The sequence below is a fragment of the Microbacterium fluvii genome (assembly GCF_025515205.1).
GTDB lineage: Bacteria > Actinomycetota > Actinomycetes > Actinomycetales > Microbacteriaceae > Microbacterium > Microbacterium fluvii.
In genome coordinates this window covers 310,815-332,151 of the sequence record NZ_JAOPFX010000001.1, presented here as the reverse complement: position 1 = coordinate 332,151, position 21,337 = coordinate 310,815, and the positions used below count along the sequence as shown (strand labels likewise).

At 68.4% G+C, this 21,337-nt stretch carries 18 protein-coding genes; 12 read left to right on the top strand and 6 right to left on the bottom strand.

From position 1 onward, the window contains the following. The first annotated feature begins 330 nt into the window (after positions 1 to 330). The 4 genes from OAW74_RS01545 (at position 331) to OAW74_RS01530 (ending at position 7,968) form a co-directional block, all read left to right on the top strand. Entirely contained in the window at positions 331 to 2,280 is a 1,950-nt protein-coding gene (locus OAW74_RS01545; protein WP_262872570.1) for a type I restriction-modification system subunit M, read from the top strand. Continuing rightward, the gene (locus OAW74_RS01540) at positions 2,277 to 3,488 is read left to right on the top strand and encodes a restriction endonuclease subunit S (RefSeq protein WP_262872569.1); all 1,212 of its coding nucleotides are present in this window, start codon (positions 2,277 to 2,279) and stop codon (positions 3,486 to 3,488) included. The genes OAW74_RS01545 and OAW74_RS01540 overlap by 4 nt, the downstream gene beginning before the upstream one ends. Further along, positions 3,485 to 6,589: a type I restriction endonuclease subunit R gene (locus OAW74_RS01535; protein ID WP_262872568.1), complete on the top strand. Its 3,105-nt coding sequence runs from the start codon at positions 3,485 to 3,487 to the stop codon at positions 6,587 to 6,589. The genes OAW74_RS01540 and OAW74_RS01535 overlap by 4 nt, the downstream gene beginning before the upstream one ends. 83 nt (positions 6,590 to 6,672) lie before the next feature. Continuing rightward, a complete protein-coding gene (locus OAW74_RS01530) occupies positions 6,673 to 7,968 on the top strand; it encodes a DUF4263 domain-containing protein (protein WP_262872567.1) in 1,296 nt (431 codons plus the stop codon). Between the two features lie 139 nt (positions 7,969 to 8,107). Here the strand turns inward: OAW74_RS01530 and OAW74_RS01525 are convergent, their stop codons facing one another. Both OAW74_RS01525 and OAW74_RS01520 read right to left on the bottom strand, forming a co-directional pair. Continuing rightward, the gene (locus tag OAW74_RS01525) at positions 8,108 to 8,410 is read right to left on the bottom strand and encodes a hypothetical protein (RefSeq protein ID WP_262872566.1); all 303 of its coding nucleotides are present in this window, start codon (positions 8,408 to 8,410) and stop codon (positions 8,108 to 8,110) included. Positions 8,411 to 8,627: 217 nt separating this feature from the next. After that, positions 8,628 to 9,287 (bottom strand): hypothetical protein, encoded by a 660-nt coding sequence (locus tag OAW74_RS01520; protein WP_262872565.1) that lies wholly within the window; start codon positions 9,285 to 9,287, stop codon positions 8,628 to 8,630. Between the two features lie 282 nt (positions 9,288 to 9,569). Here OAW74_RS01520 and OAW74_RS01515 point away from each other — a divergent pair, with 282 nt between their 5' ends. The 3 genes from OAW74_RS01515 (at position 9,570) to OAW74_RS01505 (ending at position 11,726) form a co-directional block, all read left to right on the top strand. Further along, entirely contained in the window at positions 9,570 to 10,535 is a 966-nt protein-coding gene (locus tag OAW74_RS01515; RefSeq protein WP_262872564.1) for an NAD-dependent epimerase/dehydratase family protein, read from the top strand. Between the two features lie 22 nt (positions 10,536 to 10,557). Continuing rightward, positions 10,558 to 10,953: a hypothetical protein gene (locus OAW74_RS01510; RefSeq protein WP_262872563.1), complete on the top strand. Its 396-nt coding sequence runs from the start codon at positions 10,558 to 10,560 to the stop codon at positions 10,951 to 10,953. 65 nt (positions 10,954 to 11,018) lie between these two features. Beyond that, a complete protein-coding gene (locus OAW74_RS01505; RefSeq protein WP_262872562.1) occupies positions 11,019 to 11,726 on the top strand; it encodes a lysophospholipid acyltransferase family protein in 708 nt (235 codons plus the stop codon). Between the two features lie 17 nt (positions 11,727 to 11,743). Here OAW74_RS01505 and arr read toward each other — a convergent pair whose 3' ends face one another. Further along, positions 11,744 to 12,160, bottom strand: coding sequence for an NAD(+)--rifampin ADP-ribosyltransferase (gene arr, locus OAW74_RS01500; protein WP_262872561.1), 417 nt, complete (start codon positions 12,158 to 12,160; stop codon positions 11,744 to 11,746). Further along, positions 12,157 to 13,125, bottom strand: a complete 969-nt coding sequence (locus OAW74_RS01495; RefSeq protein ID WP_262872560.1) for an SDR family oxidoreductase — start codon at positions 13,123 to 13,125, stop codon at positions 12,157 to 12,159. Before OAW74_RS01495 ends, arr begins: the two co-directional genes overlap by 4 nt. Positions 13,126 to 13,211: 86 nt before the next feature. On the opposite strand from OAW74_RS01495, the gene OAW74_RS01490 reads away from it, so the two are divergent. Beyond that, positions 13,212 to 14,051 carry a helix-turn-helix transcriptional regulator gene (locus OAW74_RS01490; protein WP_262872559.1) on the top strand — a complete coding sequence of 280 codons (840 nt, stop codon included), beginning with the start codon at positions 13,212 to 13,214 and terminating at the stop codon, positions 14,049 to 14,051. A gap of 31 nt (positions 14,052 to 14,082) precedes the next feature. Here OAW74_RS01490 and OAW74_RS01485 read toward each other — a convergent pair whose 3' ends face one another. Then, the gene (locus tag OAW74_RS01485) at positions 14,083 to 14,604 is read right to left on the bottom strand and encodes a hypothetical protein (protein ID WP_262872558.1); all 522 of its coding nucleotides are present in this window, start codon (positions 14,602 to 14,604) and stop codon (positions 14,083 to 14,085) included. Between the two features lie 68 nt (positions 14,605 to 14,672). Here OAW74_RS01485 and OAW74_RS01480 point away from each other — a divergent pair, with 68 nt between their 5' ends. The 4 genes from OAW74_RS01480 (at position 14,673) to OAW74_RS01465 (ending at position 18,120) form a co-directional block, all read left to right on the top strand. Next, entirely contained in the window at positions 14,673 to 15,689 is a 1,017-nt protein-coding gene (locus OAW74_RS01480) for an epimerase (RefSeq protein ID WP_262872556.1), read from the top strand. Next, entirely contained in the window at positions 15,686 to 16,414 is a 729-nt protein-coding gene (locus OAW74_RS01475) for a class I SAM-dependent methyltransferase (protein WP_262872555.1), read from the top strand. Before OAW74_RS01480 ends, OAW74_RS01475 begins: the two co-directional genes overlap by 4 nt. 44 nt (positions 16,415 to 16,458) lie before the next feature. Continuing rightward, positions 16,459 to 17,406, top strand: a complete 948-nt coding sequence (locus OAW74_RS01470) for a hypothetical protein (protein ID WP_262872554.1) — start codon at positions 16,459 to 16,461, stop codon at positions 17,404 to 17,406. Between the two features lie 372 nt (positions 17,407 to 17,778). Continuing rightward, positions 17,779 to 18,120, top strand: coding sequence for a hypothetical protein (locus tag OAW74_RS01465; protein ID WP_262872553.1), 342 nt, complete (start codon positions 17,779 to 17,781; stop codon positions 18,118 to 18,120). A 56-nt stretch (positions 18,121 to 18,176) separates the two neighbouring features. Here OAW74_RS01465 and OAW74_RS01460 read toward each other — a convergent pair whose 3' ends face one another. Next, a complete protein-coding gene (locus tag OAW74_RS01460) occupies positions 18,177 to 21,260 on the bottom strand; it encodes a S8 family peptidase (protein ID WP_262872552.1) in 3,084 nt (1,027 codons plus the stop codon). Positions 21,261 to 21,337: the final 77 nt, after the last annotated feature.

Below are 21,337 nucleotides of genomic sequence, written 5' to 3'. Positions count from 1 at the left end.
GTCGTCGTGGCATGGTTCTCGAACGCCGCCGACAGTTATCTATGGCCCGCGCCTCTGTCTCGTGCCCGGTCTTTGCCGATGGGGGAGAACTGACCGCTCACCCTGCGGGCTGCCTGCCGGTGGCCATTTCCCAAGAAACGGGCCCGCACCACGCTGAGGGGCTGAAGTCTTCTGCCGCATGGCCGGAACGAACGGCTACTCAGGAATGTCGGAGGAGTTTGAGGGCGGCCACGGCTCACTGCACGCAACGTCTTGCGATTACGCCAGGATGGGAGGGTTCGCGGCGTTGCTGCCGCGCTTTCGCTAGCTCTACAGCAGGAGTGCCCGCCCGTGGTGAATCACGTCGCCTTCATCTGGAACATCGCCGAGTCTCTTCGCGGCCCGTTCAAGCCCTCGGAGTACGGGTCGGTCGTTCTCCCGTTCACGGTGCTGCGCCGCCTCGACGCCGTCCTCGCCGACACCAAGCCCGCCGTGCTCGAGGCCGCGAAGGGCATCGAGACGCTCCCCGAGATGCTGCAGGCGATCAAGCTCCAGGAAGCCGCCGGCCACCAGTTCTACAACACGTCCCCGTTCGATTTCGGCAAGCTTGTCGCCGACCCGGCCGACCTCCGTGCGAACCTGTCGTCCTACCTGGCAGGTTTCTCCTCGAATGTGCGAGATATCTTCGAGCGGTTCGAGTTCGACAAGACGCTGAACAAGCTGGCAGAGAAGAACAAGCTGTTCGCGGTGACGGAGAAGTTCGCGCAGGCCGACTTCCACCCCCGCACGGTCTCCAACATCCAGATGGGTCTCGTGTTCGAGGAGCTGATCCGGTTCGCGAACGAGAAGTCGAACGAGACCGCCGGCGACCACTACACCCCGCGCGAAGTCATCAAGCTCATGGTCGAGCTGCTGTTTGCCCTCGACGACGACGCCCTGTCGAAGGCGGGTGTGGTGCGGTCCATCTACGACCCGACCGCCGGCACCGGCGGGATGCTCTCCGTCGCCGACGAGTACCTGCGCACCATGAACCCCGGCATCCAGCTGAGCCTGTACGGGCAGGACTACAACGACGCGTCGTACGCGATCTGCAAAGCCGACATGGTCATCAAGGGCCAGGACGTCGACAACATCGCCCTCGGCGACACCCTCACCGAAGACCACTTCGACGACAAGAAGTTCGACTACGGCCTGTCCAACCCGCCCTTCGGCGTTGACTGGAAAGACCAGCGCACCTACGTCGACGACGAACACACCAAGCTCGGCTTCAACGGCCGCTTCGGCGCCGGCACCCCCGCTGTCAGCGACGGGGCGATGCTGTTCCTGCTGCACCTGGTGTCGAAGATGCGCAAACCTGAAGACGGCGGGTCCCGCATGGCGATCGTCCTCAACGGGTCCCCGTTGTTCTCCGGCGGCGCCGGTGGTGGGGAGTCGAACATCCGCAAGTGGCTGCTCGACAACGACCTCGTCGAGGCGATCATCGGGCTGCCGAAGGACATGTTCTACAACACCGGCATCTCCACCTACATCTGGGTCCTCACCAACCGGAAGGACACCGACCGCAAGGGTCGGGTGCAGCTCATCGACGGCCGCGAGATGTTCACCAAGCTCCGCAAGGGCTTCGGCTCCAAGCGCAACGAGCTCTCCCCCAAAGACATCGAAACCATCGTCGGCCTCTACGCCGGGTTCGAGGACAGTGCGCAGTCGAAGATCTTCCGCAACGAGGACTTCCTCTACCGGACCATCACGGTCGAGCGCCCTCTCAAGCTCAACTGGCAGGCGACGCCCGAACGCATCGACACCGTCTTCGAAGCCAAGGCCATCCAGAAGCTGAATGAGACGGATGCCGCAGCTCTCCGCACCGCCCTCGACAGGCTCGGCACCGACACGGTGTGGAAGAACCGGGCCGAATTCCAGGAGGCGCTGAAGGATGCCGCGAAAGCCGAAGGCCTCATCCTCCCCGCACCGCTGCTCAAGACCGTGACGACCGAGCTCGGCGAGCAGGACGACAGCGCCGACACCTGCACCGACGCCAAGGGGAACCGGGAACCGGATGCCTCGCTACGCGACACCGAGAACGTGCCCTGGGATGAGGACGTCGACGCGTACGTCGCCCGCGAAGTCCTCCCGTACGTGCCCGACGCGTGGGTCGACCACGCCAAGACCAAGGAAGGCGCGGAGATTCCCTTCACCCGCCACTTCTACCAGTACGTCCCTCCTCGCCCGCTCGAGGAGATTGACCGCGACCTCGACGCCGTCATGGACCAACTCCGTGCGATGCTCGTGGCGGTCGAGCGATGACAGTCCATCCCGCAGACCGCTGGGGCAAGACAACCTTCGGGCGTCTCGCGCGCATAGGAAACGGTGCGGATTACAGCAGCGTGGAGGTCGAAGAGGGCGGGTACCCGGTCTACGGATCAGGTGGCGAATTCCGTCGCGCTTCGAGCTATCTGTTCGACGGTGAATCGGTGCTCTTGGGAAGAAAGGGCACGGTGGACCGCCCGCTCTACGTCAATGGCAAGTTCTGGACGGTCGACACGATGTTCTACAGCGTCATCGACCGTTCGAGGCTCCTTCCTCGTTTCGCCTACTACTGGGCGACGACGCTGCCGTTCGGGGCCTGGGCAACTGACACCGCACTCCCGAGCATGACCTCGACCGCGATCAAGGCCGCTGCCATTGCACTTCCTTCCCTGCCCGAGCAACGGGCGATTGCGGACTACCTGGATCGGGAGACGGCGCAGATCGACGCGTTCATCGCGAAGAACGAGGAACTCATCACCCTCCTCACCGAACGCCGCGCCGCAGTAATCGCACGGGTCGTACTCCGTGGCCTTGATGCGGCCGCCGAACTCCGAGCCAGTGGCGTGACCTGGCTTGGTGACGTGCCCTCCCATTGGCGGGTATCGCGATTGTCGCGATGGTTCGAGGTGACGCTCGGGAAGATGCTTGATGAGGCAAAGTTCGCGGGGACTGTCGGCGACGTCTTGCCCTATGTCCGGGCTTCAAACATAAAGGCCGAGGGATTGGATCTCTCGGACGTGAACTCGATGCCGTTCACGCCTTCGGAGCAGGCGAAGTTCAGCCTGCGGACCGGTGACCTCGTGGTTGTCGAAGGGGGATCGATCGGCGTGAACGCGCCGATCGAGGAGGACATGGATGGCTGGGGATTCCAGAAGACCGTCAACCGAGTTCGAGCGATCAGAGGAGACCTCACTCGCTTCCTCGGATACCAACTCGACGTCATCCGTGAGGCGGGGGTGCTCGACATGATCACGAACGTGTCCACGATCCAGCACCTCACTGCCGAAAAGCTCGAACGGATTGTTGTTGCTATGCCACCGGTCGAGGAGCAGGAGGCAATCGTGAGACACATCGCACGCGCGACGTCGGCGATCGATCAGGCGATCTCAACCGCTGCGGTGGGTGTCCGGTTGGCGCGTGAGCGTCGCGCCGCGCTGATCTCTGCTGCGGTGACGGGGAAGATCGATGTGGGGGTGGCTGCATGAGCAGTGTTGCCGGAGCGCATCTGGAGTCGGTGCTGGAGAACGAGATGGCCGAGCATCTCGCCGCGAACGGCTGGGAGTACTCACCGACCGACACCGGCTACAACCGTGAGCTCGCGCTGTTCCCCGACGACGTGCTCGGCTGGCTGGAGGATTCTCAGCCGACTGAGTTCGCGAAGGTCGTGCGCCCCGGCGACACCGACGCGCAGCGCACGGCCGCGGGCGCCAGCATCCTGAATCGCCTGGCGAAGTCGCTGGATCTGGACCCGTTGAAGAACGGTGGCACGATCCGGATCCTGCATGAAGGGTTCTCGATGGTGCCGCTTCATGGCGGTGCGGTGAAGTTCCGGTTGGCGCAGTTCCGGCCGGCGACCACGCAGAACCCGGAAACGCTCGAGGCGTACGCGAAGATGCGGGTGCGGGTGATGCGTCAGGTGCACTACTCGGCGAAGCATCCGAACAAGGCGTTGGATCTGGTGCTGTTCGTGAACGGCATCCCGGTCGCGACGGTCGAGGTGAAGACCGACTTCACGCAGCCGATCGGGAACGCGGTGGACCAGTACCGGTTCGACCGGTCACCGGCGGGTGAGCCGTTGTTCGCGTTCGCGAAGCGGTCGCTCGTGCACTTCGTGGTGTCGAACTCCGAGGTGCGGATGACGACGAAGCTCGCCGGCGCCGCGACCCGGTTCTTGCCGTTCAACAAGGGCGCCGCCGAGGGTGCGGGCAACCCGGTGAACCCGGACGGGTCCGCCTCGTCGTACTTCTGGGAGGAGATCCTGCAGCGCGATACCTGGCTGCAGTTGCTGGGGTCGTTCGTGCACCTGCAGGTCGAGGTCGATGTCGACCCCGACACGGGAAAGAAGACCAAGACGGAGAAGGTGCTGTTCCCGCGATACCACCAGTGGCGGGCCGTCACCCGACTGGTCGAATCTGCTCGGGTGGAAGGGCCGGGGAACCGGTACCTGGTGCAGCACTCGGCGGGATCGGGGAAGACGAACTCGATCTCGTGGCTCGCGCACCGCCTCTCCCAGCTCCACGACGAGGCGAACGCGCGGGTGTTCGACACGGTCGTGGTGGTCACCGACCGGACGGTGCTGGACAAGCAGCTACAGGACGCGATCAGCCAGTTCGAGAAGCAGGCGGGGGTGGTGCAGTCGATCACGAAGGATGCGGGCGAGGCGAAGTCGAAGCAGCTCGCCGCCGCGCTGACCAGTGGCAAGAACATCGTGATCGTGACGATCCAGTCGTTCGAGGCGCTGATCACCGCGATCCAGACCCTGCCCGAGCTGCAGGGGCGCCGGTTCGCGGTGATCGCCGACGAGGCCCACTCGTCGCAGACCGGGTCGACCGCGGGGGCGTTGACGAAGGTGCTGTCCCCGGACGAGCAGGCCGCGGTCGCTGAGGGTGCCCCGATCGATTCGGAAGCGTACCTGCAGTGGGCGATGGAGGTCACCGCCTCAGCCCCGAACATCTCCTACTTCGCCTTCACCGCCACCCCGAAGGCGAAGACCCTGGAACTGTTCGGGCGGGTGCCGGAGGGTGGCGATCTGCCGGAGCCCTTCGACCTGTATTCGATGCAGCAGGCGATCGAGGAGCAGTTCATCCTCGACGTGCTGCAGAACTACACCCCGTACAAGGTGGCCTGGAAGCTGCAGCATCCCGATTCGGAATACGACGGTGCCGGGGAGGTTGACGAGTCGACCGCGGTGAAGGCGCTGGTGCAGTATGTGAGGCTGCATCCGACGAACATCAGCCAGAAGGCGAAGATTGTCGTCGACCACTTCCGCACCTTCGTGCAGCCCCTGCTGGATGGCAAGGCGAAGGCGATGGTCGTTACCGGGTCGCGTGTCGAGGCTGTGCGCTGGAAGAAGTACCTCGACAAGTACATCTCGGATGCGGGCGTGTTGGGTGTGCGGTCGCTGGTTGCGTTCTCCGGCACTGTCGAGGACCCGGATGATGTTGGTGAGGGGCTGACGGAGCGGACTCAGAACCCGGGGGTGCCGTCGGATCTCGCGGAGGCGTTCAAGCCGGCGACGTACAACGTGATGATCGTGGCGGAGAAGTTCCAGACCGGGTTCGACCAGCCCCGCCTGGTCGCGATGTACGTCGACAAGAAGCTCGGCGGCGTGCAGGCAGTGCAGACCCTGTCCCGGCTGAACCGCACCTACCCGGGCAAGGGCAAGACGTTCGTGCTCGACTTCGTCAATGAGCCCCAGGAGGTGCTGGACGCGTTTCTGCCCTACTACCGGAAGGCGATGCTGACCGCGACGACTGACCCGAACCTCATCTACGACCTCGTCGGCAAGCTCGACGGCTCGGGGATCTACGACATGTCCGAGGTGGAGCAGGCGTTCGACGCGGCCTTGGCCGGTGGGGTGAACGCGAACTCGAAGGTGTCGGCAGCCACGGCGCCGGCGGTAGATCGGTTCTCAAAGCGGTGGGTCGCCGCGGTCCTAGATGATGACAAGGCTGAGCAGGACGAGTTGAAGCTGTTCAAGGCGGATGCTGGCCAGTTCGTGAAGTTCTACGACTTCATCTCCCAGGCCCGCAACCTCGAAGACACCGACCTGCCCCGCCGGCACTACTTCTTCCGCCGTATCCTTCCGCAGCTGTCCACCGCGACTTACATCGAACCGGTCGACATCTCGCAGGTGCAGCTCGTCGGGTACAAGATCAACCCCGGCGAAGCGGTCAAGCTCAACCTCGAGCAGGGGCCAGGCTTGGATCCGATCGCCGCAATCGGATCAGGCGCGATCCATGAGAAGTATCGCTCGGCGCTCGAAGAGATCATCCAGAAGCTCAACGAACGCCTCGGCGACAAGCACGGCGTCGGCGTCATCGACCTGCAGATGACCCACATCGTCGGCAAGCTCGCGCTGGATGTGGAGCTCGCGAACCAGGCGGCGGCCAATAGCCCACAACAGTTCGCGGAATCCCCGGCGCTCCCGAAGGCCTTCACAAAGGCTCTACTCGGCGTGAGAGACGAGACCCCTGCGTTCATCGACGCCCTTTTCAACGACAGCGGGCTGTTCGCCGAACTTGGGAAGGCGCTGCCGGCGATGCTCTATGAGTACCTGAGGGACAGAGAAGTCTCACATGGCTGACGGTCGGCGGATTCGCGTGGCCGACTTTGCAAGCAATAATCGCAGCGGGTCGCACGCGACTGCACGAGCAGAGAACACCCGCCATGCCGGCTGAGTCCATCCCGCAGTGGAAGCTCATCGCCGACAAACTTGACGCCCTCGTGAGCGGGCCGACGGACACGCAACGGGCGTTGGCCGAAGCGCTAGGCATCGACCTTCCGTCCCAGGCCCCGGCTCCGGTCGCCGCGGCAATACTGCGATCCAACATGTCAACCGCTTTGCTTGAGACGATGACTCCCGCGAGAGAGATCCCCGAGGTGCTCTCCGAGATAGAGGAGGAGCTCGGTCTCGAACCCACCACTCACCTCATCACTGGAACAAAGGCGGAGGTGTCGGCGTGGTTCGCGGCACGATACATGGTAATGACGGTTCGCGGACTTCGGAGCCTTCAGCCGGAGCCTGGCGATATCGTGACGAGCCCGGGATGGGCAGGTGGGGACCACCGGGTCATAAGTAGCATCCGAAGCGATGGCCGCGTGATTATGCGCCGCCATCCCGCCCGAAGCGCCTGGCCGAACCATCTCAACGTGGTTGCTCGGTTTGGGTCAGAAGGCTACGAAGCTCAGGAGCGCACCGTCGACGCCCGGATCCGCAACGCCACGACCTCGAGATCAACCAACTTCGCGAACTACGCCCGACTATCCGAGTATGAGCTGACGGCGCTGCAGCCTCCTCCGGAGGGGATTCGGGCGCTCGAGGAACTCTTGGAGGCTGGCGAGCACCGGGAGGAGCCTCTTCAGCGTGTGCTGACCCAGTACCCTCAGCTCCTCGCGCGGACAGTGGTCGGTGGGTGGAGAACTTACGTTGTGCCCAAGCCGCGACTCGGCGGGGAGCTGGTTCCGGACTTCCTAATCCTCGGACTCAACAGCGTCGGGCCGCAGTGGGTAACCGTGGAGATTGAGGCCACACGACACAGGATCCTGAACCGGGATGGTTCGCTATCGACGCCGACTCGGCACGCCGTCGGACAGATCAACGACTGGCGCGAGTGGCTCACGACCAACGTCGCGTACGCGCAGACCGAGTTAGGACTCTTCGGTCTCACCAATCGCGCACCAGGGCTTGTAGTTATTGGAAGAGACGATCCGTCGGCGGAGCGGGTGGCTTCGCGAGCGCTCTCCGACGAGAACTCCCGAATTGCCGTCCACTCGTGGGATTGGCTCCTTCGAGCCACCCGGAACGCGGACGGGGCCCCAATTCACGGGACTGACTTCGCCCGCGATAATCTGCCTCAGCTCACGCCGACAATGCCCTTGCTGGGATCTACTGCGCACCCCGTCAGGCACGACGACCTGTTGGAGGAGTTCGATCGCAGGGATGCTTCAGACGAGGCTTCGTGATTCTTCGTCGCCTGACCAACGGTGGTGCTTACGCAGGTCAGAAAGTGGACAGACGCGGAGGGAGGCCTGGTGGTCTGAGAACGGTCGAAATCCAGCTGTATACCAGCCTGAACTCACCCGAGCAGAAAGCTCCCCTCCCCTAACCCTCGCCGCTTGAGAGCTCTTTGATCCAAGCGGGTGTCTCAAGCCCGCGCTTCTCATCCGCCGACACGCGTGCCTGCGCCGCCGCGGCACGTTCCGGCGGAGTGACCTCGCGCCCGCTCTTGGAGTAGAACTTCACTTGGACAGGCATGCCGTCGATGACGAAGTCGACATCATTTGGGCCCGCTGTCTTCAACTGGCCCACAAGAGCCTCACTGCGTCGCTGCCCCGAGGCAGCCAGTTTGGATGTGGCTGCTTTTCCGATCAGTTGAGCAAGTACGGCGGCGTCCACAATCTGCATACCCGGCGCTGCGGTGGATACTGCCTTAGGCGCACTGGCTTTCTTGCCAGCGGTGAGGGCACCCCCGACCATTCGCGGTTTCGGGTGGACACGCGCCTGACCGTCCTGACCAGTCTTTGATTCGACTCTGCCAGCGTCGGACGACTTTCCGGACTTTCGGCTAACCCGCTTGTTTCGCAGAGCTGATTTCACGACCCCTCCACGCTTCCATTCTCAATCATTCTGACGGCTGTTCGCTAGACACGTTGGATTGATCGCCTTCGGAGGCGAACCAGGTCGCGATCGCCGATGCCGCTGCAACGGCTTCGTCCGGCCCAAGCTCGTCGGCAACGACGCCACTCTGCAAGAGCGCTGTCAGGATCTCAGCCCCGTTCCGGCGCTCAGCCGGTGTAGCGCCTGTGCGAAGAAGCCGGAGCGCCACGACCGAAGACGGTTCCCGCTTGGCGTCGAGAGCCTCGCCGCTTGCCGCGGCGACGATGTCCCCCTCGTGTTCTCCAGCCCACTCGCTCCGCGCGAGCGCGGCTAGAAATCGCAAGCCCATTTCCCGAGCAGCCGGATCAGACTCCTTCATGAGGTCGAGAGCCCACTGCGCCCGCGACCACCACTGGGACTTTCTCTCAGATCTGACCCGCTCGGCGCGGTCCTTCTCGGACTGATCACGCTGGGAACGGGCGGTGAGGGTGGCTGCCACGTAGGCGATAACGGCGGCACTAACGGCGGCGATCCCGGCGAAACCGGGCGACCGCAACCAGTCGCCCCACCAGTCGCTGGGGGACCCGGAGACCTTGCCCAGGCCAAACAGCAATCCGCCCGCGATGAGGGCGCCGAGGACACGCGCGATTGCGCTCACACGCACTGAACGTTGTTCGTCCCCCATGGAAGGAGCATATGGCCCATGCAAGCCACCAGGTGTCAGCGGGATGACGCTTCGACGCCACCCGGCCCTCCCGTACAGATCGCGGCGGATGTCACGGACCCGCTTGTGGCTGACGCCAGCCTCCAGCACGAGCAGCGCCGGGGTACTCGGTTCCATAGGGGCAGCGTTTCGGGTAGGAAGACGACGCCTGGCCGCGAACCCAGCGCAAGCCTTTGCAACACCTGGTTCCGCCGACAGCGAAGGGGGCCACACTCGCGATCGATCCCCGGTTAGCTGGCACGCATGAGGCGCGTTCTTCTGCTGGGCGGCACGGGGTGGCTCGGGCGCGAGGTCGCTCGGGCGGCACGCGACAGCGGGGCCGAGGTGACGTGCCTCGCGCGCGGCACTTCGGGCGACGTGCCCCACGGGGTTGAGCTCGTGCGCGGGGATCGGCTCGAGCCCGGCGCATACGACGGCGTGCAAGCGCGTGAGTGGGACGAAGTGGTCGAGTTCGCGTACCAGCCGGGGCTCGTCGAACCCGCCGTCGATGCTCTAGCCAACAGCGCAGCCCACTGGACCCTCGTCTCGACCGTGTCGGTGTACGCCGACAACAGCACGCCGGGCGCAAATGAGGCAGCAGAGCTCGTCGAGCCGCGCGATCTCGTCGACTACCCCGACGCGAAGGTCGCCGCGGAGCGAGCGTCGGCCACCCGCCTCGGCGACCGGTTGCTGATCGCCCGGCCCGGTCTCATCGTCGGCCCCGGCGATCCGAGCGACCGGTTCGGCTACTGGCCCGCGCGGTTCCACCGCGGCGGCGAGGTGCTGATCCCCGCGACGGAGCAGCGCTGCGTGCAGGTCATCGATGTCGCCGACCTCGCGCAGTGGATCACACGGGCGGGCAGCATCCCCCTCACCGGCGTCGTCAACGCGGTCGGCGCCGTGCACACGATGCACGATTTCCTCGACGCCGTCCGCGACGTGACGGGCTTCGACGGCGAGCTGGTCGCCGTCGACGACGACGCACTGCTCGCCCGCGGCGTGAACTACTGGGCGGGCCCGCGCTCGCTGCCGCTCTGGCTGCCGATCGAGGATGCGGGGTTCGCGCAGCGCGACGGATCCGCCTTTCTCGCCACCGGCGGCACCCTCTGCCCGCTCGCCGACACGCTCACCCGCGCCCTCGCCGACGAGATCGCGCGCGGCATCGACCGGCCCCGCCGCGCCGGGCTCACGCCGGCCGAAGAACACGAAGTGCTCGCCGCCGTTCGATAGCAGCCCCGCTACGGTGAGAGCCATGCCTTTCGCGCTGGCGCTGACCGTGATGCTCGCCCTGCTCGCCGTGTTCCAGCTGGCACTGGCCCTGGGCGCGCCGCTCGGCCGGTTCGCGTGGGGCGGCGGCCACCGCGTGCTGCCCGCGCGGCTGCGCATCGGCAGCGCGGTGTCGATCGTGATCTACGCCCTGATCGACCTCATCGCGTGGGACCGCGTCGGCGCCGTCGACGTCTTTCCGGCGCCGTTCTCAGAGGTGGCGATGTGGGTGATCTTCGCCTACTTCGTGATCGGCATCGTGATGAACGCGATCTCGCCGAGCAAGCCGGAGCGCGCCGTGATGGTGCCGGTGTCGGTGGTGCTGTCGGTGCTGTCGCTGCTCATCGCCCTGGGGATGGGCGAGCTGGCGATGGCGGCCTGAGCCGCGTCACGAGAATCAGCCGGACCGCGCGCAGGCGGGTCGTAGACGGCGGATAGGGTGGCGAAGTGACCGCGACTGACCAGGCGAGCCCCACCAGGGCTCCGCGACCGGGCGCCGTCTACTTCATCGGGCGGGCGGTGCTGCGGCCGCTCTTCTGGGTTCTCTACCGACCGCGCATCGTCGGCCGCGAGAACATCCCGGCGCACGGGCCGGTGCTGCTGGCGAGCAACCACCTGTCGGCGCTCGACACGGTGATCATCCCGACCTCCGCGGCACGCCCCGTGCAGTTCCTCATCAAGGCGTCGTTCTTCACGGGCTCCGGCGTGCTCGGCCGCTTCCGACGCTGGTTCTTCACGTCGATCGGCGGTGTGCCGGTGCACCGGGCGACCGGCCGCGACGCCCGGGCGGCGCTCGACGCGGGCAGCAGCATCCTTCGCGCCGGCAGCGTGTTCGCGGTGTTCCCCGAGGGCACCCGCTCACGCGACGGGATGCTGCACGACGGCCATGGCGGAGCAGCGTGGATGGCCCGCGACACGGGCGCGGTGATCGTGCCGGTGGGGCTCATCGGCACCGGCACGACCACGCCGTTGAGCCATCTGCTGGGCAGGCCGCGCCTCGAGGTGCGCTTCGGCGAAGCCCTCGACCTTGCCGACCTCGAGGGCGTTCCCGACGGCAGGGCGCGGCGCGAGATCACCGAGCGGATGATGGCGGCCATCGCGGGCCTGAGCGGTCAGGAGCGCTCCGGCAGCGTCAACGCGACGTCGCGCGGCTGAGCCCGAGCCCGCGCCGCTCAGTTGATGATCTCGGCGTTGCTCTCGTGCAGGGCGGCCAGCCGCGTCGCCCACTCGGCGAGCGCCGCGGGCGTCAGCCGCGTCCAGCCGACGACCTCTTCGACGACCACCAGCGGCTCGCTCGTGCGGAAGGAGCGGGTGGGGTTGCCCGGGAACTTCTTGTCGGTCACGTTCGGGTCGTTCTCGAAGTCGCCGGTCGGCTCGACGCGGTAGACGTGCGGCTCGGCATCCGCGGGCCCCAGCAGCACGGCGAGCTCGGCGGCAAGGCCCGCGCCGTCGCGCAGCGCAGTGAAGTAGACGTGGTTCATGACGACCTCGTCGCGGTAGTTCGACCGGTGCCCGGCGGTGAGCCGGTCGCCGACCTGCAGAACTGCCCGCGTGCCGTGGAAGAAGGGGCCGTCATCCAGTCGCGTCATCGCGCCATTCTCGCACCGCGACCCTCGGTGCCGTCGAGGCTCAGCCCGGTCAGCTCGGCCGACATGCGCCAGACCCGCTCGGCCTCGTCGGCGCTGCGCAGGCGCGAATAGAGCCTCTGCTCGGCCGGGCGTCCGCCGAGGTGCCCCGGTCCGCTCGGCCCGAAGAACCGGCCGCCGGCATCGGCGGTCGTCGCGGCCAGGAGGGCGGGGAGCGCAGCGGTCGCGACGGTGCCGACGAGGATGCCGCGGGCTGACAGCATCCGAATGATCCGGCGCCCCGCCGTCTCGTCGACGCGACCCAGCTCGGGGCGGGCCGCGAGCAGGCTCGTGGGCGCGATGCCGGGGTGCGACAGCGCGCTCGAGATGCCCCAGCCGAGCGCGCGGCTGCGGCGGTCGAGTTCGAGGGCGAACAGGCCCAGCGCGATCTTCGACTGACTGTAGGCGCGCATGCCGTCGTAGCTGCGGGTCCACTCGAGGTCGCTCCAGTTGATCGATCCCTGGTTCGCCGCGATGCTCACCTGCGACACCACGCGGGCGCTCCCCGCCCGCAGCAGCGGCAGCAGGCGCGCGACCAGGGCGACGTGGCCGAGGTGGTTGGTGCCGAACTGCAGCTCGAACCCGTCGGCCGTGGTCTGGCGCTCGGGCGGGGTCATGACGCCCGCGTTGTTGACGAGCAGGTGGATCGGGCGGCCCTCGGCGACGAGCTCGGCACCCAGGGCGGCGACCGACGCCAGCGACGAGAGGTCGAGGTCGCGCAGCTCGACGCGCGCGTCGGCGACTTGCGCGCGGATCCGCGCGACGGCGGCCTCGCCCTTCGTCCGGTTACGCACGGGCAGGATCAGCGTGGCGCCGGCCGCGGCGAGCCGGGTGGCGATGACCAGACCCATCCCGTCGCTGGCGCCGGTGACGACGGCGCGGATGCTGGTGAGGTCGGGCAGGACGATATCGATCGGTGTGCGAGGCATGTCTCCAGCGTCACGGCGTGCCGGAAAGGTATCCAGGGACGCTCGATCCCTGGATGCGGCCGCCGACCGGACGGTAGAAACGAGTCATGGAGATCGATCGGCCGGCCCTCGCCGACTTCCTTCGCCGCCGCCGCGAGCTGCTGCAGCCGGCCGACGTCGGGCTGCCTGCCGGCGCGCGCCGCCGCACCGGCGGACTGCGCCGCGAGGAGGTCGCAGGTCTCAGCCACATGTCGACCGACTACTACACGCGCCTCGAGCAGCAGCGCGGGCCGCAGCCCTCCGAGCAGATGATCGCGGCGATCGCGCAGGGGCTGCACCTGACCCTCGACGAGCGGGATCACCTGTTCCACCTCGCCGGCCATGCGCCGCCGGCGCGCGGCGGAATCGACGACCACGTCTCCCCCGGCCTGCTGCGCATCTTCGACCGGCTGCACGACACCCCGGCCGAGATCGTCACCGAGCTCGGCGAGACGCTGCGGCAGACCGGCCCGTCGGTGGCGCTGACCGGCGACCTCACCCGCTTCCGCGGCCCGCAGCGCAGCATCGGCTACCGATGGTTCACCGATCCGGACACCCGCGCACTCTACGACCCGCGCGACCACGACTATCTCGGCAGGATGTTCGCCTCGGGCCTGCGGCAGTTCGCGGCGGCCCGCGGGCCGCACTCCCGCGCCGCCGCCCTCGCCGAGCAGCTGCGGGGCGAGAACGACGAGTTCCGCCGCGTGTGGGAGCTGCACGAGGTGGGCCTGCGCCCGCGCGAGACGAAGCGCTACGTGCACCCCGAGGTCGGCGCGCTCACCCTCGCCTGCCAGACCCTGCTCGACGAAGACCGCGGGCACCGCCTGCTCGTCTACACGGCGGCTCCGGGGTCGGAGAGCGCCGAGAAGCTGCGACTGCTCAGCGTGCTGGGGGCTCAGGCGCTGTGAGGTCGCGCCCGCGGTCGCCGCGGCTCGCGGCTCACCCGGCGCGACGCTGCGGAGAGTTCTCGCTCCACCCGCGGGCGACGCCCACGATCGTCAGCACGATGAGTCCCACCAGCGACGCCGCACTCGCGATGTAGAGCGGGCGCGCCCAGGGTGAATAGTCGCCTCCGTTGATGCCGAACGCGTCGGCGAGCGCCATGCCGGGGCCGAAGCTCGCGACGAAATAGGCGCCGGCGCCGAACGTGAGCAGCCCCATGTAGAGAAGGCCGGTGAACCACGGATCGGGCCGGCGGAACAGCGTCGTCGCGATCAGCAGGCCGACCGCGAACAGCGGCCCGAGCGCCATCACCCCGACCACGACACCCGGCGCCAGGGTCTCGCTGGCCTGCGCGAGTGCGCTCTCGATCTCTGCGTAGGTGCGCCCCGGCACCGCCGCGAGCGGATTCAGCCACAGGATCTGCACGACCGCCCACGCCGCGAAGGCGAACGTGAGGGCCGTTCCGACCGCGGCGACGACGATCGCGGCGGATCGCCGAGTGAGCTGCCCAGGTGCCATTGGTCGAGTCTGCCATCGCCGCTCCGAATTTTTCTGAACGCGTTCATAAAATGCGATACGGTGGCGACATGAACACTTCACGTCCCGTCGCGGTGCTCGCCGGCGCCAGCGGATTCATCGGCCGCGCCGTGACCGACGCCTTCGCCCACGACGGCTACGACGTGCGTCGCGTCGGCCGCGACGCCGAGGTCACCTGGAGCGACCAGGCAGCCCTCCGGCGCGCGGTCGACGGCGCCGACGTCGTCGTGAACCTCGCCGGCAGGTCGGTCGACTGCCGCTACACCGACCGCAACCGCGCCGAGATCCTCGATTCGCGCGTGCGCACGACGCGCATGCTGCACGATGCGATCGCCGCGGCGCAGCATCCGCCCCGCGTCTGGCTCAACGCGTCGACGGCGACGATCTACCGGCACGCGACCGACCGCCCGCAGACCGAGGCCGACGGCGAGCTCGGAGAGGGCTTCTCGGTCGATGTCGCCACCTCGTGGGAGCATGAGCTGTTCGTCGGCGACCTGCCGGGCACGCGCCGCGTGGCGCTGCGCATCGCGATCGTGATCGGCGACGGACCGGCGACGCGGATGCTGCTGGCCCTCGCCCGATCGGGCCTCGGCGGCACGCACTACGACGGCTGGTGCCCGCCCCACCGCCGCTATCGCGGCATCGGCGAGCACCCCACGGGTCAGGGCCGCGCGCCGTGGCACCGCACCGGCGGAGCCCAGAGGTTCAGCTGGGTGCACATCGACGACGTGGTCGGGGCGATCCGATTCATCCGCGACGACGACAGGCTCGCGGGCCCGATCAATATCGCGTCGCCGCGGCCGAGCGACAACCGCACCCTCATGCAGACGCTCCGCCGGGTCACCGGCGCGCGCGTCGGCCTGCCGGTCACCCGCGGGATGCTCGAGCTCGGCATGTGGGCGCTGCGCACCGAGCCGGAGCTCGTCACCAAGAGCCGGTGGGTGCTGCCACAGGTGCTCACCGAGGCGGGGTACGTGTTCGGCGAGCCCGACCTCGAACGCGCGCTGGTCGACGCGCGCGACGGCAGGAGGCAGCATCCGGCGCCGGTGAGCGAGGTGCGCGCGTGACGCTCGCCCCGCCGGTCGACGACCTCTTCGACGCAGACCGCGTACAGGGCCTGTTCGATCGCATGGCCCGCTCGTACGACCGCATGAATCTCGTGATGTCGTTCGGCTTCTCATCGCGCTGGCGCCGACAGCTGCTGCGCCTGGTCGGCGACGGGCAGCCGCGCTCCGTCGTCGACCTCATGAGCGGCCGCGGCGAGACGTGGGGCGAGATCGTCCGCCGCTTTCCCGAAGCCGAGCTCACGGCGATCGACTTCTCGGCGCAGATGGTCGCGCTCTCGGCGGCGCGCAACCGCGACCTCTTCGGCGAGCGCGTGATCGTGCTGCATGAAGATGCGCTGTCGAGCTCGGTGCCCGACGCCTCGGTCGACGTCGTCGTGAGCGCCTACGGCCTCAAGACCTTCGACGACCGGCAGTCGCGCGTGCTCGCCGACGAGATCGCGCGCATGCTCCGCCCCGGCGGCGTCTTCGCGCTCATCGACGTCACGATGCCGCCGCACCGACTGCTGCGACTGGCGTACACCTCCTATCTGCGCTGGATCGTGCCGCTGGCGGGCATCGTGCTGCTGTCGGATCCCGCGGAGTATCGGATGCTGCACCGCTACCTCGACGCCTACGGCACGGGCGAGCGGTCGGTCGAGGCCTTCTCAGCGCACCCGGCGCTGCGCACGCGGGTGCGCCACCACTTCTTCGGGTGCGCCACGAGCATCTCGGGCACCCGCTGCTGAGCGGCGGGTTGGCACCGGCGGCTCCGCTGCGGCACAGTGGCGGAGTGGATCCCGACCTCACACACCTCGCCGATGCCGTGCGCGCGGCGGCCGAAGCCCGCACCCGACACGGGCAGCTCACGGCGCAGCTCGACGTCGCGATGCGCCTCGCCGACACCCGCGACTCCGAGCTGGCCGATCTGCAGCAGCGGCTGAGCGTCGAGCAGGCCGATGTGCGCAGGCTCGAGGGCTTCTCGCCCACGCGGGTGTGGGCGGCGCTGCGCGGCGACACGCCCGACCGCCTCGCGGTGGAGCGCGCCGAAGCGGATGCCGCGGCCCACGCCGTCGCGGCGGCACAGGCGCGGCTCGATTCGGCCAGGGCCGAGGCCACCCGCATCCGCGCCGAGCGCGATGGGCTCGGCGGGGTCGAGACCGCCTACGCGTCTGCCCTCGCCGACTACGACGCCGCCCTCCGTGCGACCGAGCACGGCCCCGAGCTCGCCCGCATCGCCGACGAGCTCGGCGTGGCCGCGGCCGAGCAGCGTGAAGTCGGTGAGGCGGTCGAGGCGCTGAAGACGGCATCCGCCGCCCTCGGCGTCGCGATGGCCAAGCTCGACAGCGCCGGCGGCTGGTCGACCTACGACACGTTCTTCGGCGGCGGGATGGTCGCCGACCTCATCAAGCACTCGAGGATCAGCGAGACGACCGCCGCCTTCACGACCGTCAACCGCGCGCTCGAACGCCTGTCGGCCGAGCTCGCCGACCTGAGCACGGCCGGGGTGCGCGGGCTCGAGATCTCCGAGACGCTGGCCGTGTTCGACGTGCTGTTCGACAACATCCTCAGCGACTGGATGGTGCGCGACCGCATCGCCCGCGCCCGTGTCGACGCCGACGCCCTGCGCACGCGGCTGGTCGTGCTCTCGGGAGAGCTCGCCGCACGGGCGGATGCAGTGGCGAGCCGCATCCGCGACCTGCTGCAGCGCCGCGAGGCGATCCTCACCACGGCGCGCTGAGCGGCGGATGCTCGCGGCCGCCCTCACCCGTGCCGTGGCCGTGGCTGTGGCTGGGCCCGTGGCTGGGGCCGTGGCTCGCAGCATCCGCTCAGTCGTCACGTATGGCGACCCGAACCCGCGCGAGGCCGCCGTATGTGACGACTGAACGCAAAGGGTGGTTGTTCAGTCGTCGTAAACGGCGACCGCGGCGCGAAAGAGGTCGCCGTATGTGACGACCGAGCGAGCGGATGCCGCCGCCCGGCCCGCAGGCCGCTCCCAGCCGCACGGCCTACGCTGGCCGGCACCCCCGGGGAGGTGCACATGCTCCGACGACTCGCTGCCGCGGCGATCATGTGCGGCGCCCTGGCCCTCTCCGCCTGTGCAGGAGCACCGATGACCGATGATGCCGCGACCACCCGGCCGCCGTTCCGCACGACCACACCCGGCCCGATCAGCCCGAGCCCGACCTCGACCCCGTCGGCAGCACCCACAGAAGTCTCCCCCGCCCGCTGGGCCGCGATCGAGGCCGACCTCGCCGAGCGCGGCGCCACCGGCACGCCTGCCCTCGTCAGCGCCGAGGCCGTGACCTGGCCCAACGGCGCGCTCGGCTGCGCGAAGCCCGGGCAGACCTACACGCAGGCCGAGGTCGCGGGGCTGCAGGTGATCGTCGAGGTCGACGGCACGACCTACGACTATCGCTTCGGCCGCACCGACACCCCCAAGCTCTGCATGTAGAAGACGGCGGCCCGCCGAAGCGGACCGCCGTCTTTCACGCCGGGTTCAGCATCCGCTCATCGTTTGAGGAGCAGCGCCTCGCTCGCACCGGCCTTGTTGTCGACCACGACCACCATGCTGCCGAGGGGCTTCTGCACCTTCAGCTGCGCGGAGTCGTACGACACCGGCACCTTCACGCTGCCCTTGGTGGGCACCGTGACGTAGTCGCCGTTGCTCACCGCGGGGGCGCTCAGGTCGTAGGCAGCCCAGCTCGAGATGGCGTCTTCGCCGCCCTCCGAGCTGTAGGTCTGCGCGCTGTACGAGAACGCACCCGTGAGGCCGAGCTGCTCGGCGAACACCGGCAGCAGGATCGTGCTGCTGTCGGTGGGCGCCTGCGGCCCGAAGCCGGTCGCGCTGAGCTCTCCGGTGGCGACCTCGTAGAGGAACACCTCGCTCGAGCCGTCGTAGTCGCCGGCGCGAACAGCACCCGAGTCGGCCGAGAGGAGGATCCAGTCGGCCTCGCCGTCGCCGTTCACGTCGATCGGCACGTCGTACTCGTTCGCCGCCGCGTTCGACCAGCGCTTGTGGGTGCTGAGGGCGAAGACCACGAGCTCGCCCGAGGGCGTGTCGTAGCTCTGCACACCCGCGGCACGCAGGTCGTACCCGGTGTCGGGCAGGCTCGCCGTCGCGTCCTTCTTGTCGCTCAGACCCCACTGGTAGAAGTCGGCCACACCGGCGAGCGCCTTCGACCGGTTGGTCAGCGTGACGGTCGTGGCGCCCTTCTTGGTGGTCGTCTTCGCGCTCACATCGCTGAGCGAACGCGGGACGACGAGGTAGGGCACCCGCAGCGTCTCGGCCGACGAGGTGAGCACGACGTCGCCCGAGATCTCCGAGAACGAGAACTCGTCTCCGGCGAGCGACCCCGGCACGGCCGAGGCCGCGGCCGAGACCTTGACGAAGATCTTCGCCGAGCCGCCCGCGCGCACCGTGACCTTCTTCGGCCACACCGACACCTTCGCGTCGACGGATGCCGCCGAGGCTTCGGTGCTCGCCGTGTAGGTGACCGACTTCTTGCCCTTGTTGCTCACGGTGACGGTCTTGATGCCGCCGAACGAGCGGTCGGACTCCTGGAAGCCCAGGCTCAGCGCCGACTCGCGCGCCCAGCCGCTGTCGGTGCGGAACGCGTCTCCGGTGGCCGTCGAGGTCGTCGCGACCGCCTGGGCCGCGTCGACCAGGCCGACGCCGCCGAGGGTCAGGCTCTGCCCGTCGACCTTGTCGGGGTCGGCGGTGGAGACGACGGATGCCGCCACGTCAGGCGCCGACCACTTCGGGTGCGCCTGCACCGACAGCGCCGCGACGCCCGCGACGTGCGGGGCTGCCATCGAGGTGCCGGAGTAGATGGCCGCGGCGTTGCCCGTGCCCACCCCCGCCGAGGCGATCGAGACACCGGGAGCTGCGACGTCGGGGCTGATGCCGCTGTCGCCGCTGCGCGGCCCGGACGAGCTGAACGACGCGTACTTGCGGAAGCCTGGGTTGTCGATCTGCGCCGAGGCGAAGGTCGCGGTCGCGCCCGTGACGAACGTGGGGCCGTCGGTCGACGAGACGCCCAGGAAGGGGATCGTCACCTCGTAGGCCTCGCCTGTGTCGGGGTTCGAGGTGATCTGGCCCTCGTAGGGCGGCAGGTCGGTGCTCGTGTTGACCATGAGCGCCGCGGCGGCGCCCGCCTGCTGCGCGTAGATCGCCTTCGCCACCCGCGCACAGGTGCCTCGCACCGAGACGGCGAGCTGACCTTCGCCCGCGGCGACCCCGTTGGCCGTGTAGGCGGCCTCCGAGCAGCCGAGCGACTCGTCTTCTGCCGTGCCCGCGATGTCTTTCAGACGCACGACCTCGAGAGTGCCGAGCCCGTCGAGCGATGCCCCGTTGGCGTTGATCGCCGTGACGGCCTTGCCGTCGACGGTCACCGTGGCGCCGGGGAAGGTCTCGCTGCTGTCGACGGCCGACACGGCGATCACGCCGTCGCCGGTGCCGGGCGAGCCGGTGAGGTACGGGTTGTGGCCCGAGTTGCCCGCCGAGGCGACGACGACCACGCCCGCGCCGACCGCGTTCGAAGCGGCGACGGCGTCGGGGGTGTCACCGCGGCCGAACGAGGAGCCCAGCGACATGTTGATGACGTCCATGCCGTTGTCGACGGCCCAGTCGATGGCCGGAACCACGACGTCGGTCGAGCCCTCGCAGCCGAACACGCGCACGGCATACAGGTCGACCTCGGGGGCGACGCCGGGACCGACGCGGAACGTGTTCGACGAGGTGGTCGAGTCGTAGGCGCCGGTGTAGGTCTCGCCGTCTGCCGTCACGCCGCTGCCGCCGGTGGTGCCGGCCACGTGCGAGCCGTGCCCGTTGCAGTCGAGCGGGTTGGCGTCGGGGTGCGGAGTGAGGGCGGCGCCCTCGCCGCCGGCGTCGTAGTCGTCGCCGACGAGGTCGATGCCGCCCTTGATCCGAGGTGCGTCGGGGCCGAACAGCGCCGGGTCGGCCGGCTGGTCGGAGGTCGCGGCAGCCGCCTCGAACGCCTCCACCGTGCCGGGGCCGCCGAAGTCGGCGTGCGTGTAGTCGATGCCGGTGTCGAGGATCGCGACCTTCACGCCCTCACCGGTGTAGCCGGTGTCTTCCCACACCTGCGGCACGCCGAGGAACGGCACAGAGACGGCGTTGTCGAGCTGATGCGTGCGCACCGGGTGCACGGCGACGACGCCGGGCAGCTCTGCCACGGCGTCGAGGGCGGCGACGGGCACCGAGATCTGCATGCCGTTGTACGCCGACTGCATCTGGGCCTGGATCTTGCCGCCCTTGCCGGTGATCGAGCCGCGGATGCTGTCCTGCTTGCTCTTGAGGTTCTTCTTGACCGTCGACTTCTCGGCCGAGGTCAGATCGCGACCTTTCTCGGCTTCGACGACGGCGACGGGGTCGCCGGTCATCTCGACGATGACGGTGACGCGGCCGTCGGAGCCGACCGACGAGGGCACGAACGACGAGTCGATCACTCCGCTCGACCCGGTCTGTTCGAAACGCGACGATGCGTCGTCGGGGGTGGAGGCGGCCATGGCCGCCGACGAGGGCACGGAGAGGGCGAGAACGCCGACCGCCGCCCAGATGCGCTTTTGCAAGGGGGCACTGCCTTTCTTGGGGAAGGGGACAGACCCTCGGAGACTATGCGGCGGCTGTGCGGGCAGGAAAGATGCGC

Bases quoted from the DNA above. Each gene is read 5' to 3' on its own strand.
- OAW74_RS01540 (WP_262872569.1), top strand. From the start codon at position 2,277: ATGACAGTCCATCCCGCAGACCGCTGGGGCAAGACAACCTTCGGGCGT.
- OAW74_RS01535 (WP_262872568.1), top strand. From the start codon at position 3,485: ATGAGCAGTGTTGCCGGAGCGCATCTGGAGTCGGTGCTGGAGAACGAG.
- OAW74_RS01530 (WP_262872567.1), top strand. From the start codon at position 6,673: ATGCCGGCTGAGTCCATCCCGCAGTGGAAGCTCATCGCCGACAAACTT.
- OAW74_RS01525 (WP_262872566.1), bottom strand. From the start codon at position 8,410: ATGCAGATTGTGGACGCCGCCGTACTTGCTCAACTGATCGGAAAAGCA.
- OAW74_RS01520 (WP_262872565.1), bottom strand. From the start codon at position 9,287: ATGGGGGACGAACAACGTTCAGTGCGTGTGAGCGCAATCGCGCGTGTC.
- OAW74_RS01515 (WP_262872564.1), top strand. From the start codon at position 9,570: ATGAGGCGCGTTCTTCTGCTGGGCGGCACGGGGTGGCTCGGGCGCGAG.
- OAW74_RS01510 (WP_262872563.1), top strand. From the start codon at position 10,558: ATGCCTTTCGCGCTGGCGCTGACCGTGATGCTCGCCCTGCTCGCCGTG.
- arr (WP_262872561.1), bottom strand. From the start codon at position 12,160: ATGACGCGACTGGATGACGGCCCCTTCTTCCACGGCACGCGGGCAGTT.
- OAW74_RS01495 (WP_262872560.1), bottom strand. From the start codon at position 13,125: ATGCCTCGCACACCGATCGATATCGTCCTGCCCGACCTCACCAGCATC.
- OAW74_RS01490 (WP_262872559.1), top strand. From the start codon at position 13,212: ATGGAGATCGATCGGCCGGCCCTCGCCGACTTCCTTCGCCGCCGCCGC.
- OAW74_RS01485 (WP_262872558.1), bottom strand. From the start codon at position 14,604: ATGGCACCTGGGCAGCTCACTCGGCGATCCGCCGCGATCGTCGTCGCC.
- OAW74_RS01480 (WP_262872556.1), top strand. From the start codon at position 14,673: ATGAACACTTCACGTCCCGTCGCGGTGCTCGCCGGCGCCAGCGGATTC.
- OAW74_RS01465 (WP_262872553.1), top strand. From the start codon at position 17,779: ATGACCGATGATGCCGCGACCACCCGGCCGCCGTTCCGCACGACCACA.